At 41.7% G+C, this 13973-nt stretch carries 13 protein-coding genes; 6 read left to right on the top strand and 7 right to left on the bottom strand.

Features of this window, described 5'->3' with window-relative positions; all coding sequences use genetic code 11:
* Positions 1-51: 51 nt before the first annotated feature.
* Positions 52-3102, bottom strand: a complete 3051-nt coding sequence (locus OCV39_RS17595) for an efflux RND transporter permease subunit (protein ID WP_261889554.1) — start codon at positions 3100-3102, stop codon at positions 52-54.
* Positions 3103-3110: 8 nt separating this feature from the next.
* Positions 3111-3914 carry an efflux RND transporter periplasmic adaptor subunit gene (locus OCV39_RS17600; RefSeq protein WP_261889555.1) on the bottom strand — a complete coding sequence of 268 codons (804 nt, stop codon included), beginning with the start codon at positions 3912-3914 and terminating at the stop codon, positions 3111-3113.
* Positions 3915-4069: 155 nt separating this feature from the next.
* Between OCV39_RS17600 and OCV39_RS17605 the strand changes: the two genes are divergently transcribed.
* Positions 4070-4750: a response regulator transcription factor gene (locus OCV39_RS17605; protein ID WP_261889556.1), complete on the top strand. Its 681-nt coding sequence runs from the start codon at positions 4070-4072 to the stop codon at positions 4748-4750.
* Entirely contained in the window at positions 4751-6016 is a 1266-nt protein-coding gene (locus tag OCV39_RS17610; RefSeq protein WP_261889557.1) for a sensor histidine kinase, read from the top strand.
* Between the two features lie 9 nt (positions 6017-6025).
* Here OCV39_RS17610 and OCV39_RS17615 read toward each other — a convergent pair whose 3' ends face one another.
* Positions 6026-6433, bottom strand: coding sequence for a PaaI family thioesterase (locus OCV39_RS17615; protein ID WP_171755780.1), 408 nt, complete (start codon positions 6431-6433; stop codon positions 6026-6028).
* A gap of 81 nt (positions 6434-6514) precedes the next feature.
* Between OCV39_RS17615 and OCV39_RS17620 the strand changes: the two genes are divergently transcribed.
* Complete coding sequence (locus tag OCV39_RS17620; protein WP_113800178.1) at positions 6515-6811, top strand: DUF134 domain-containing protein; 297 nt, start codon at positions 6515-6517, stop codon at positions 6809-6811.
* Positions 6812-6832: 21 nt separating this feature from the next.
* Here OCV39_RS17620 and nqrM read toward each other — a convergent pair whose 3' ends face one another.
* From nqrM to OCV39_RS17635, 3 genes are all read right to left on the bottom strand, one after another.
* Entirely contained in the window at positions 6833-7051 is a 219-nt protein-coding gene (gene nqrM / locus OCV39_RS17625) for a (Na+)-NQR maturation NqrM (protein ID WP_113800220.1), read from the bottom strand.
* Positions 7051-7521 carry a NifB/NifX family molybdenum-iron cluster-binding protein gene (locus OCV39_RS17630; RefSeq protein ID WP_113800180.1) on the bottom strand — a complete coding sequence of 157 codons (471 nt, stop codon included), beginning with the start codon at positions 7519-7521 and terminating at the stop codon, positions 7051-7053. Before OCV39_RS17630 ends, nqrM begins: the two co-directional genes overlap by 1 nt.
* Before the next feature lie 263 nt (positions 7522-7784).
* Positions 7785-9878 carry an alpha-amylase gene (locus tag OCV39_RS17635; protein WP_261890137.1) on the bottom strand — a complete coding sequence of 698 codons (2094 nt, stop codon included), beginning with the start codon at positions 9876-9878 and terminating at the stop codon, positions 7785-7787.
* A 331-nt stretch (positions 9879-10209) separates the two neighbouring features.
* Here OCV39_RS17635 and OCV39_RS17640 point away from each other — a divergent pair, with 331 nt between their 5' ends.
* Both OCV39_RS17640 and OCV39_RS17645 read left to right on the top strand, forming a co-directional pair.
* Complete coding sequence (locus OCV39_RS17640) at positions 10210-10803, top strand: hypothetical protein (protein ID WP_261889558.1); 594 nt, start codon at positions 10210-10212, stop codon at positions 10801-10803.
* Between the two features lie 250 nt (positions 10804-11053).
* Positions 11054-11713: an NAD(P)H-dependent oxidoreductase gene (locus tag OCV39_RS17645; protein ID WP_017054404.1), complete on the top strand. Its 660-nt coding sequence runs from the start codon at positions 11054-11056 to the stop codon at positions 11711-11713.
* A 74-nt stretch (positions 11714-11787) separates the two neighbouring features.
* Here the strand turns inward: OCV39_RS17645 and OCV39_RS17650 are convergent, their stop codons facing one another.
* Positions 11788-12735 (bottom strand): LysR family transcriptional regulator, encoded by a 948-nt coding sequence (locus tag OCV39_RS17650; protein ID WP_017054403.1) that lies wholly within the window; start codon positions 12733-12735, stop codon positions 11788-11790.
* A gap of 241 nt (positions 12736-12976) precedes the next feature.
* Between OCV39_RS17650 and OCV39_RS17655 the strand changes: the two genes are divergently transcribed.
* Positions 12977-13885: an aldo/keto reductase gene (locus tag OCV39_RS17655; RefSeq protein ID WP_261889559.1), complete on the top strand. Its 909-nt coding sequence runs from the start codon at positions 12977-12979 to the stop codon at positions 13883-13885.
* The last annotated feature ends 88 nt before the right edge of the window (positions 13886-13973 follow it).

A 13973-nucleotide genomic window follows, 5' to 3' on the forward strand; every position in this document is an offset into this window, starting at 1 on the left:
CCACACCAATAATGGCGTGGGCTTTAGATTATGTTTTAACTCGCGAATTGGTTACTGATTACTCGGTGATTTCTTATGAGTTCGGCTGAAGAAAAGTAAGTATAGGCATGGGATTACCAGCAGCACTATCGGCAGTGAAAACAGCAGTCCATATCCGAGAGTCAAAGACATCGGCCCCATAAATACATCAGTACCACCGACACCATAGGCTAAAGGAAGCAGCCCAACGACAGTGGTAAGAGAGGTAAGAACAATCGGTCTCAATCGACTGATGGCGGCTTCCCTTACTGCGTCGATTAAGAGGTTGCCATCGGCTAATAGTTCGTTGATTCTATTAATTAGCACCAGAGAGTTATTCACCACAACCCCTGTCATACCAAGCACACCAATTAAGGCAAAAAGAGATATAGGTTGCATGTGAACAAATAGCGCCATTAACGATGCAATGACCGCAAATGGGATCACTAGCATAATTAATAGTGGCTGTAGCAGAGAGTTGAACATGATGGCGAGAACGAAATAAATCCCAATCATGGCTGCAGGGAAAGCGACAACAAACCCGCTCATGGTTTCATTGGTGCTTTCAGCTTCTCCGCCAGCTTCTATTTTCACACTTGATGGGTATGTGCCCTTTAAATCCGCTAGCATGGCTAAGCTTAAATCTACCGAGCTAAGGTTGTCATCTGTGATTTGAGCCGTAACGGTGATCTCACGGGTTCCGTTGTAGTGCTTAATGAGACGCGGTGCTTCAACTTGAGTGACTTTTGCTAGTCTCGACAACGGAACTTGTGTTCCCGATGGCGTATAGATTTTTGTGGTCGCTAGCTTTTCGATACTGCGATACTTATCGTTTAGGATTACACGTAGATCCACTTCTTGATCTTCAATCCAAGTTGAGGTTACGCTGTCACCTTCAAATGCAATGCGTAGAGTGGAAGCTAAGTCGGCAACGGTTAAGTTATAGCGAGCTAACCATTCATATTGAGGAATGATCTGCAGTTGCGGATCTTTCAACGCTTCATTATTCGTGACCTTATCGAGGCCTTCTTGGTTATGCAGCCATTCAGTTACAGAATCGACGGCTAAACTTCGCTCCTCTATTGTGCCGCCTAATACGCGAACTTCAACTGGCTCACCAGGAGGAGGGCCACCCGCATCCACAGACAGTTTTATGAAAGGTAAGCCATCGATGCCTTCTAACTGGCGGTTAAGATCAGAAATAATATTGTCAGCGGTTCGATCTCGTTGTTCGAAACTAGTAAGCGCAATCAGACCAGTCGTGACAGGGCTGCTGTAAGTGAATTCATAACTCTTAAGCTCATTGCTTGGTAAAGCACTTATTGCAGATTCTAATTGAGCGTGGGCTTTACGAACTTGCTCTAATGGCGTTCCTGGCTGAACTTCAGTATACACCTCAATGTATTTTGCCGATTCTGATGGAAAAATATCGAGCTTTAATTGCGTTGCAAGACCAATTCCGACAACAAGTGCTGAAAGGGCGATGAGCAAGACGCTTTTCTTAAATTGCAGAGACCAATCAAGAAGGCGAGAATAGAATTTGGTGATGGTTTGGAAGTGATCCTTTGAACTGGATTGCGCTTTTTTGGTCGCTAGAGAGTCGGCTAAATGCGCTGGTAGAGTGAAAGTACATTCAGCTAAAGAGAAGAGTAATGCCGCAATCACCGTAATTGGGATCACAATAATAGCCTTACCCATTGTCCCCGGTATAAAAAACATCGGAATAAAAACCAAAGCGGTAGTCGTTAAGCTCGCAATAATAGGCTTGATGACATTTTTTGTACCAACTACGGCAGCTTCAAGGGCACTTTTGCCAGACTCTTTTTGTTGGTAAATGCTTTCTGCCACAATGACTGAATCATCAACAATAATACCGATAACCAGTAGTAAAGCCGCGAGAGTGATACTGTCTAAATTCATGCCTAGAATGGGTAGTATTGCTATTACCCCCAAAATACAAAATGGAATAGATACCGATACCCAAAAGGCTATTTGACGTTTCAGTATCATACTTAATATCGCGAGTACTAAGATCAAACCAATACTGCCATTCATCGAGACGATAGAGAACTTGTCGCTCATGTCATCGCCAAGATTTAAGCCGTAATCGAATGAAAACACCTCACCAATTTGGCGCTGTTCACTCTCAAGGAAGCTTTTAATATTGGCGATGGTCGCAATAATATCCGCACTTGCTGAGTTGGTTACGCTAAATAAAATGGCAGATTCGCCATTCAGAACACCTTGTTGAGACGCTTTTTCAAAGGTATCAATCACATCAGCAACGTCAGATAAGCGCACAAGTCCGCCAGTAGGTAGAACCTTGATGATTGTTTTTGACAGCTCTTTTACCGATTGAACTTGAGTCATGGTGACAATTTTTTGTTCACTGTTCCAAGACTCAACAACGCCACCAGACAAAGAAAGGTTACGATTATTGACGGCATTAATGACTTCATTGAACGTGAGCTGATAACGACTTACTTTTTCAGGATCGACCTCAATCCAAAATTCACGCTCGTTAAAGCCCGTCATGGCCACCGTACCAACACCAGAAACGCCTTTTAGCTGGTTTTCCAGTTGTCGAGTGTAAGCTTGAAGTTGTGAGTATTGCTCTTCATCGTATTGCTCTTGGTTCAAACCTTTGAGGCTGATACCAAAGGTTAATACTTCGAAGGATGAGGTACTTTTCTGGGCGACCGCTGGTGGGTTTTTCACATCTTTCGGCAAGCCCGTGACTCGGTCTACGGCTTGTTGTATGTCTCGTAGAACTTTGGGTGTATCTGCGGCTTCGTCTATTTCAATAGAGATATATGAAGAACCATCGGAAGATTCAGACGTAAATTTACGAATACCTTCAACGGATTTGAGCTCTTTTTCGATTAAGTTAGTGATATTAACTTCAACATCTTGTGCGGTGGCTCCCGGATATTGGGTGGTGATCTCCACTTCAGCAAAAGCAATGTCTGGGAACTCCTGAAGTTTTAGGGTCGTCAGAGAGGCGGCTCCGATCATCAGTACCATCACAGTAATGATGCGAGCAAGGAAACTGCGCTGGGCAAAATATGCAATAAAACCGTTCATCGTTGGGCCTATTCAGATTGAGTTTGGGAAATAGGAGTGACCGTTGTCGTAGCATGAATGGACATTCCTGGTTTAAACTGATGTTGAAAATTATCAATTTCGACTTCTACCGGATAAGCAAATTGCTGAGGATCGATCTCCACACCAATACGTTTGATTACGGACTGAATTTTTGATTGTGGATTAGACTCTGACCAAAGCTCGATAGGTTGCCCGATACTCAGTTCTGCAATATCGAACTCACTGGCAAGCAAACGAACATTTAAAGTGTCAATGTTGACTATTTGATAAAGCAGATCGCCTTGGCTTACCCAAGTGCCATTCTCAACCGCGCGATTAACCACGTAGCCGTTAATAGAAGTATTGATTTGGGTGTTTTTAAGATCGAGTTCTGCTTTTATTAGCTCAATTTCTGCCAGTGATACCTTTGCTTTTGCACTTTGGTAATCGGCTTGTGCAATATCAAGTTCATTTTGAGATAAGCTTTTTTTCTGACGCAGTTCTTTATAGCGTTCATAGACCGACGTTTTGATCGTTAAATCAGCTTTCGCTAGCTCAAGGTTGGCGGTCTGTTTTCTGACTTCTAAAGCAAAGTCTTGAGCTTTGATATTGGCGATAGTCTTACCGCGAATGACTTCTTCACCAATTTCAATATTGGCGGTTTCAATTTTGCCACTGATTTCAGACACGACATTAAGTGGTTGCTTACTTTTGGTATGTCCAATTAGGTCGATAGCTAATACATGTTGAGAGAAAAGTGCGCTCGATAGGCACAATGCGAGGTATCGTGGAGTAAATAAAGAAATTTTCATAATGGTGATCCTATAATCTGATGGCACCATTGTGTGAAAGTATATGTCGAGAATTTGTCGAAATGATTTTGTGGTTAATAAATGATTGATTTCGACATTATTTCGACAATAAATTGATAGACTGTAGTAACAATAGTCATAGTTGGAAATGCAAGATGTTAGAGAATAAACAGATACTTGTGGTTGAAGATAATGAAGAGCTTCAAGGTATTTTGGCCGATTTTTTAGAAGTAAAAGGTGCACAAGTAGATTTTGCCGATAATGGTGAACTCGGTTTAACTCTCGCATTAGAGCATGAATTCGACGCAATTATTCTCGATGTTATGATGCCCAAGAAAGATGGTATGCAGGTCGCAAAAGAGTTGCGTCAATTAGGCTGTACCACGCCAGTACTGATGTTAACGGCACTGAATGGACGAGATGATTTATTAAAAGGTTTTGAACATGGGGTGGATGATTTTGTCACTAAACCATTTAACTTCCCTGAATTAGAAGTACGCCTAACTGCATTAATCAAGCGGTACAGAGGTGAGGTTGCTAGCTCTTTGATTCAGTATGGGGGTTTAAAAATTGATCAAAATTCACATACAGTTACTCGTGAAGGCCAGGTGCTTGTTGTTACTCCTGTGATGTATCAGCTATTGGTGAAATTTGTGAAAGCAGCTCCGGATGTGGTTTCTCGCGATGTGCTTATACATGAAATATGGGGAGATGATGTACCAGACAAGGATGTACTACGAAGCCATATTTATCTATTAAGAAATGTGTTGGATAAGCCATTTGAAAAACCTATGCTAATCACTGTGCCAAAATTTGGCTTTAGGTTAGAAGCGTAGATGAGAAAATTACGAGAAATATTGTTTAACCAATCATTAGGCAATTCGATTGAAGATGTAAAAAAACGACTGATTTTTATTTTCTCAGTCTTAGCGCTATCAACATCATTTTTTGTCTTTTTTTCTTTTTCTCTCTATCTGATTTTCAATGAAAATACACAGTTAGAACTATATCTTCGTTCTTTTGAGCAAATAGCAAAAGATCATTACTCGCTAGTAAAAGGTGATACCGCTAGTTTAGGACCCTATATACAAGCTTATTATAGTGACGTTGATTTGGATTCTGAAATCACAGAATTGCTCCCACTTGCAAACAATAGTGTAACGCAACTCCGAATGTATGATGATGACGGTTTTTTAGTTTTTTATTCATCATTTTTAGATAACCAAGGCAATACGGTTCCGCTCTATTTGGTTGTAGGTAATCGTGCAATTGATTTTGGTGATGACGGGTGGGAAGTGTTGATGCTGAGCTCTTTCGGCTTAATGTGTTTTCTGATCCTGTTCTTACGTTTTGCATTACGTCGAGTTTTCGATGGTTTAATGTCTCCTGTTTCGGAATTAAGTGAACAATTATCAAACAACAGTCAGGATGACTTTAAGGTTACAAGGCATTCAATCGATGAAATTCAACAGTTAACCTCACACCTGAATGATTATAAGCAGATGAAGGAACGACTTGCTAAGCAAGAGATGATGTTTGCCAAATATGCGAGCCATGAGTTGAAAACACCTATTGCCGTGGTGCTAGGGGCGGCAAACCTTCAAGCAATGAAAGATGATCCCGATTTTCAAGCTAAGCAACGCGAGAGAATTCTTGTCGCGGCGAATAATATGCAGGCGACGGTTGAAGTGCTCTTGAGCATAGTGAAACAGGAAAATGTGCGTAATGCGACTGATCTCCACCTTGTACAAGAGTCTGACCTTCAGCTTGGAAAGTACAGTAATAAGATGGAGGCTGGTGTTGTATTCAGCAGCGAAATTGAACCAAATTGCCAATTGAATATGCCTCCCGTTGTTCTCAATATGATATTAAAAAACCTGCTCAACAATGCCATCCGTTTTACTCAGCAAGGTGAAATCTCTCTTTTGATTGATTCTCACTGTATCCAAGTTATTGATTCGGGTAGCGGTTTAACAGATAAGCTAGAAACGGAACATGGCTTAGGTCTTCTTATTGTAAAACGCTTATGTGATAGCTATGGCTGGACTTTTGAACTATCTAATAATGTAACCAGAGGTTGTTGCGCAAAGCTGACTTTTTAGATTCTGTGATTAAGATTTTGGAACCACAAATTTAGCCGTAGCCGTGGCAAGTTTTACGCCTAGATGTGTCAAACTGCTTGATAGTTGATATATCCCTCTCCTCTGTTGGATGAACTCACCCAGAATGGTAATCGGTTGATCGAGTGGAACAGGGTGAATGAAGCGCACATTAAGATCGGCTGTCATGGCATGAACGCCTAACGAAAATAGACAGTTGGTCATTGCTGAGTCTAAAAGTGAACAGATCATGCCGCCATGCATGACTCCTTGGTAACCTTGAACGACACGAGTGGGGGTAAATGTTGTGCTGACAACACCTTCGTCTTCCACAATAAAGGTGAGTCCCAGTTCACGGTCCGATTTTTTCTCACCACAAATCACGCACGATTGGTGGTTTTCAGGTCGTTGTATTAACATAATATTTTCCTTTTTAATGATTAGGCTTGGCAGATGAGCTTGAGTCATTTATGTTAGCTAGCCTGAATTGTAGGAGTTCCCATGGCTAGACCTAAAATATCTCGACGCATATGCAGCACGCCTGCTCACAGTTGTTTCAAGCCCAACGGGGTGCCAATGAAAGATCTTCAACAGATCGTGTTGTTGGCTGAAGAGTTTGAAGCTATTCGTTTAGCGGATGTTGTTGGGGCGAACCAGCAAGAATCAGCCGATCAAATGGGCGTCTCTCGTCAAACTTTCGGTAACATCATTAAGAGAGCCCGTGGAAAAATAGCCCTGAGTATCGTTGAAGGTAAGGCGCTAATGTTGCAAGAACAAGAACAAGAACAAGAGCTGTAGCAGTATTAAGCGCAATACTGGTTACGATTCACTCGGCATTTTTGTTGTGCTAGGTTCTTGTATTTTGTATAGAACGCGAGAGTGCTCCTCACAAGTCGTTTCACAATTACATACCCGTTCAATATCGACCTGATTTAATCCGCCACAACTTCCTTGAATACTCCTCCGATGGAAGAGCACACCAATAGCCATGAGAATAATGGTGATCAGAAAAACCAGAAATGTCGCGACATAGACCATCATTGTTCACTTTCCTGCGAATGAAGCCCCAGAACTTGACGCAAAGACTTAATGGTTTGAGGAGATAGCTTCTTAGAGTGACTGTTCACATCTCTTGTTTTTTCTGAATGACATCCCTTTTTTTTATGATTTATCGACGGACGTGCTGCACTCAAATCTGTCACGATTTCAAGTTGTGATGGATGGACAGACATAAGCTCAGAATTTCGGCTCGCTTTATATACTGAAATATTGTGGTTGAATAACTTTGTTAGCAAACGCTCGCCTATATTTCGGATGACAACCGTATCGACGTGGTGCTTGATCAACTGTTCAACAAGCTGTTTTTTTCCTTGGCAACCGCCAACAGAAACAGCGGGGTTATCAATGAAAAATGACTGTGTCTTATTGTCATCAACAATTAAGAATTGGTTTGCTTTCGAATAGTGCCCAGCGATAGTCGCGTTGTTGCAAGGTACGGCGTAGATCATAGAAACCTCCTGAATGATCCGTTCTCGAGAAGAGATGGATTTAAAGTATTTGTTGAGGTAACAATACGCCTAGTTATTGGCATATGCCAGTAATTAAAGTTGAAAAATTAGAATTCAAGGAAATTGAAATAAAAAAATGCAGCGTATTATACGCTGCATTTCAAAGGGTTCTTACGGACGGTTAAGCTCTATTTGTAAGAAGATAAAGAGCATCCGATTGAAACATATATTATTGAAAATCATCGTTTTCACTAGGCTTTCGGTTAAGATTTATCTCGCCCAAAATACGCAACAATGACTTTGTCTTCACCTAAGGTGCGCGAGAAGGCATAACCATTGTTCTGTTTGATCTCTTGATGGACGCCAGCGCCAATTGCAGGGTGAGCTTGACGGAATTGGCCAAGGGTTTGCCAGTGTTTCAATAGCGTATCTTGGTTATTGTCTCTTTTCCAAACCATGTCAGAACGTGTACCTTGGTGGAAGTCATCTGCATAAGGACCAGTATTTCGACCCACTTCATCGCCGTAATAAACCTGTATTGCTCCTGGGCTCAGAAGTAGGGCATTCGCTGCGTTGCGTTGCATGTCATAAGATTTGAAACGGCTGAAAAATAGCTCGGTATCGTGTGAAGACATGTAGCTTACAGGGTTAAAGTCTGCCTCTTCTTGGATCGTGTTTGCGTAATCTTGATAGGTTGATTGCATTTGACTAAAGCAGGCCGCGCCTTTGTCTAATTTTTTCTGCATATCGAAGTTGATCAGTGCGTCGAACCCATCATCAAAATATGGGCTACGGTAAGCAGTATGCCCCCAAACTTCGCCCATCATCCAGAAAGGTTGTCCTGATTTGTCGTTCGCTTTGCGCCACGTTTCTAAGCTTGAGCTTGCCTCTTTTTTCAAGCGTTTCCACACGTCGCCTTCTACGTGTTTTACGGTGTCAACACGATAGCCATCGATACCAAAGCGCTTAACCCAATCGGTTTGCCACTCAATTAAGTAATCAGCAACAGAGTAGTTATCTCGTTTCTCTACACGCGTGCCTGGGTTATTCAGCAACCATTGTGGAGGTGTTACTGCTTTATCGGATTCAGTGATAAAGTCAGGAAGCCCTGCGAGAGACATAGTGATGTCACTTGAACCTGGAGCGGTATAACCAGGCAGCCCTGAACGAACCCAGTCGCCACCCCACCATTGGCTCCAATTAGGGCTCTTATAATCGATGTTCTTATGGTAATCGTGCCAGTTTTCACCGCTTTTAGGTGTCCAATCTGCCCATTTGGTCGGTAGTGAGTTTGGTTGAGTTTGAACATTAACGCCATCAAACTGTAAGTCAGCTAAAGTGGAGTAGCCTGAGTGATTGATAACGGCATCTAGCAGCACCTTAATGCCACGTTTATGCGCCTCTTGAACTAGAGTTTGTAAATCGTTGTCGTTACCGAAATTCTCATCAATCTTGGTGAAATCACGAGTCCAATATCCGTGGTACGCATAGAATGGGAAAGATCCACTGTCGCCACCACCAACAAACCCATGCACTTGCTCTACAATTGGAGATAACCAAATCGCGTCTGTACCAAGGCTTTGAATGTAATCAAGCTTTTCGATAACGCCTTTTAAATCGCCTCCATGGAATGTGCCGACTTCGTCTTTGCCATCTTTTCTTCGTCCGTAACTTTGATCGTTACTGCTATCGGCATTGTTGAAACGATCCACCATTACAAAATAGATATTGGCATTTCGGTAGTCCAAATTTTGCGGTTTTTTCTGCTTCTCTGCTGGTTCGAATAAAGCCAGATTGCCACTGTTTGCTGCAGGCTTAAATTGTACGGCTTGATCTTTTACGACCACTTTTTGCTGGCTAAAAGCTTCAGTAAGAACGGTGCCTTCTGGATAGCTATCACCAAGGTTAACGGTAACCAACCCATCGCTATCTAAGCTGTCACTGAAAGCATCACAAGTGACATTTGGGATAGGGCGCTTGAACTCTTTCTTAGTCGACTTTTTAGGTTCGCGCTTAAATGTCAGTGAATGTTGCTGCTCATCATATGCGAACGAGTAATCGCCAGTGAAACGAATTTTTAATGGTAACTCGGTTGGCGCACCGCACTGCAATTGAAGTGGTCGGTTAAATTTCACTTTTTGGGTTTCAGGTGCAGAACAGTTACCCTCCACACCGCTGATATTAAGCGTATATGAATCTTTGGTAAGAGGGACAACCAACGCATTCTGTGGATCAAGTGGGAAGTCACGGCTATTCGTTGTGGTGGAAATGGTAATTGTTGGTGCCGCAAATGCGTTTGCAGCCACTAAAGTGAGCCCTAGAGTATAAGCAGTGGCGATGGCTTTGGTCGAAAACATCGTCGCGGTGAAGGTATTGAGGTTAAACAGTGGCTGTTTCATCGGCAATCCATTGAAGTTAGTGATCTATCCTTATGATAAAAGAAGAAAAATCAATCGACATCATTCCCATAAACTACGCCTTGAGATCTGAAGGTGATCACAGTTTTATCGTAAAAGGCGTAGAGGATAGAGAATGAATTCGGCTGCTATGCGATAAGTTGATGGATTATAGGTTTATGAATTATAGTTTGCTGAATATTTATCAATAAACACATCGAGAAAATACAATTGAGAGTATACGGGCGGTACAAACGAGATTGTTTTTCCGCATCAGAGTAGATACCCTAAAATGACTTCTCAATCGGCGTTATTTCCTATGCGTTTATCCACTCTAATATTCGGTGTTTCTTGCTTTTTTGTTCTGCCATCTTACGCGGCGGATCCATCGTGGTTACGTGAAGCTCTTAGTTCTGCTGATGGTTCATTGGCGTTAGAGTCTATCAAATATGACAACACGCTGTTTGATTGTGGTTTAGAGAAGGAGAATGAAAAATTTTGCAGTGATGTGGTCAGGTATTACAAGACGGAAGTGACTGCTGAGATTTTTTTCGTTGAAAACCGCTTCGATAAACTGGTGTTAAACAGCGCGTTTAGCCCTTTAGTATATTCAGATCTTCAGCTTAATTTACGTAAAGATGGCTATGGGTTAATCAGTATCAAAATTGGAAATTCATTTTTTGATGTAGAAAAAAAACTGTTGCAATCATCCCCTGATGCTGTTGATAAAAAGCTAATTACTTTTTTAAATAGCCAGCCTCTTTCAGTACCACGAATATTGGTGTGGCGACATAAATCTGAGTCTCTTTCTCAATCCAAAACTGTCATTATGGCTAGTGATAGCAGCCGCATTCGCATAGAGCTTCGTGAGTTTGACGGAAATTAGAGCTTTTGATCTTAAGATGAAGGTGGTTGATTGTCGGCTGCTTTTATTGTGGATTAATTTGTCCATAATGATTGGGTGCTAATAACCTTTTATTTAGTGTGAGTTCCCATTACTATCTCCCTCGTTGGCATTACACCGTAAGTAACGTTATGAAATTAGGTAGATTAATTCATTGAGTTTTATTGTGTGATGCACTTTTCTGGATACCGTATGGGTACCATTTTGTGAACAAATAGAGTCGGAGAGTCACATGTCGCATCAAATCATCAAAGATCTAAATAATCGTTACACTGCAAAGAAATATGACTCGACTAAGCGTATTTCAGCGGAAGACATGGACGTACTGAAAGAAGCGATTCGCTTATCTGCATCTTCAATTAACTCACAGCCTTGGAAGTTTATTGTGCTTGAGAGTGATGAAGCCAAACAGCGCTTTCACGATACTTTTGCAAACAAGCATCAATTTAATCAGCCACACGCAAAAGAAGCTTCGCATGTCATTCTATTTGCTCACAACCCGTACTTTACGAAAGATGATTACAAGAAAGTGGTGGATGCTGAAGTGACATCAGGACACTTACCTGCTGACATGTTCGATACCATGCTGAATGGCGCGTTTGCATTTGCAGAGTCAAACACTGACGACACTGGCTTCAATGGCTACTGGACTCAAAAACAGACTTATATCGCGCTAGGAAATACGCTGCATGTTTTAGCTCGTTTGGGTATTGATTCTACTCCGATGGAAGGCGTTGATCCTGAAATGATTGGTGATATCTTTAAAGAAGAACTTAAAGGTTATGCTTGTGATTTTGCATTAGCGATTGGTTACCATAAAGATGGTGAAGATTATAACCACGGCTTACCAAAAGCGCGTCTGGCAACAGAAGATGTGATCACTGTATTGTAAGTGATATAGAATCGAGATTGAGAGGCTAGGTTTAATTCCTAGCCTTTTTTGTATCTGCTAGCGAACGGTTTAGGCTATTTATAGAGGTTTTTATAGTTTGGGATATGCTCTTCCCAAAAGGGTGGTGTTCCAATGTAATCAAGAACGGCATCGATAAAAGCTTTAACCAATAAGGTCTGTTTTCGATGAGGGTAGATGGCGTAGATCCCTGTATCCATGTTGGAAATCGTATAGTTGGTTAGCAAGGGTTTTAGTTGCGAATGTTTGATTGGGCACTCGAGGTTAAACAGATCAATTTGGCTGTAACCAAGTCCATCTTTTACTGCACTTATCATGGTTCTCACATCGCTGACTTTATAATTACCCTGCATTTTGTAGCTTTTCATCACCTCACCATGTGGCTCTTCACTCATTCGAAGATGATCTAAGTTCACATCACCATTGCTATAGATAACAGCAGGCAATTTAATCAACTCTTCAGGTGTCGTAGGCATCCCGTATTGTTCAATAAACTGTTCAGACGCAACGAGAGCGAAGTTGGTATTCGCTATTTTTTTTGCGATTAAATTGGACTCTGTGAGCTTCCCAATTCGAAAAGCTAGATCAAAATGATCCGCGATGATGTCTGATTTTTTGTCATCAAGTGATAAGAGGATTTTCACATCAGGGTAGCGCTTCATGAACGTTGATATCACAGGTTGAAGATACTGTTGTCCAAAGAAAATCCCAGAAGTGATGCGTAAGATACCTTTAGGCTCTGCATGATAAGAGTCTGCAATGTTATGAATTTGGTCAAGCGTATCAAGCAGAATATGGGTTTGTTGAAGAATGTCCTCACCCGCAGAGGTCAATGAAAATGATCGTGTGGAACGGTTAATGAGTTGAACGCCTAGCGCCACCTCTAATTTCTTTATTTGCTTTGAAAGTGAAGAGTTGTCCATGTCGTGTAGAGCTGCCGCTTTGGAAAATGAACCTTGTTGTACAACGTCTCGAAATAGGGATAGCTGGCTGGTCACTGACATTTGTTCTCCAAAGTCATCAAATGTGGTTCTAAAAATGGGTTCATGCAGAGAAGTATATAATAGATAGAGGGAAGGATCGCTTTATAGATTTTAGTGAATTCGTTTAGGGTTAGTTAATTTTTGGGTGGTGTACCATATAATGGACGTTGATTGCGAGCCAGCAACTCTATATGTGTTAATTGATTGAAGATTGCCCGAAACAAGTTTACGGTAGCAACAGACATTATATAGGAGAGAACCGATGGTTGTTAAAGTATCCATTGCGCCACAAGGACCAGAATTGTCAGAGATGATTCAAGGCTATTGGCGAACGGCTGACTGGCAAATGACATCAAAGCAACGTCTTAATTTTTTGAAACAGCACATTGTTCTTGGCATCACGACGGTTGATCACGCCGATATTTATGGTAACTACGAGTGCGAAAAATTATTTGGTGAAGCCTTGGCTTTAGAGCCTGCTCTTAGAGAACAAATCCAAATCGTCACTAAATGTGATATCAACTTATGTGGGGCGAAGAGTCCAGATCGTAAAATCAATCATTACGATACTAGCGCCGCTCATATTCATCAGTCGGTAAATAATTCACTTGAGCGTTTAGGAGTGGATGATATTGACGCACTGTTGATACATCGCCCAGATGCATTAATGGATGCTGATGAAGTCGCTGATGTTTTCGCTGAGTTATATAAAGTCGGTAAGGTTAAGCATTTCGGTGTGTCGAATTTTAGCCCTCGTCAATTTGAGTTATTGCAATCACGCTTAGGAAAATCGCTTGTCACCAATCAAGTTGAAATCAATCCCCTTAATTTTGATGTGGTTGATGATGGAACGTTGGATCAATTGCAAATGAACCGAGTTCGCCCGATGGCTTGGTCATGTTTAGCGGGTGGTGAATTATTCAGTGGCGAAACTGAGCAGGCGAAACGTGTACGAGATGAGTTGGATGCGATTCGAGTAGAGCTTGGTGCTGCGAGTATTGATCAAGTCATCTACGCTTGGGTTCGTCGCCTACCTTCAAAACCATTGCCTATCATTGGTTCAGGTAAAATCGAGCGTGTAAAAGCAGCGGTTGAAGCACTTAAATTAGAGATGACGCGTGAACAGTGGTATCGAATTTGGGTCGCTTCAAAAGGCCACGGTGTGCCTTAGATATTTCCGGCTTTAATCCAAATAGACCGATGCATGAGCGTCGGTTTTTTTATCTCATCGAGATTATTCTAAATAACACTAGTATCGC

Source organism: Vibrio cortegadensis (assembly GCF_024347395.1).
Classification (GTDB): domain Bacteria; phylum Pseudomonadota; class Gammaproteobacteria; order Enterobacterales; family Vibrionaceae; genus Vibrio; species Vibrio cortegadensis.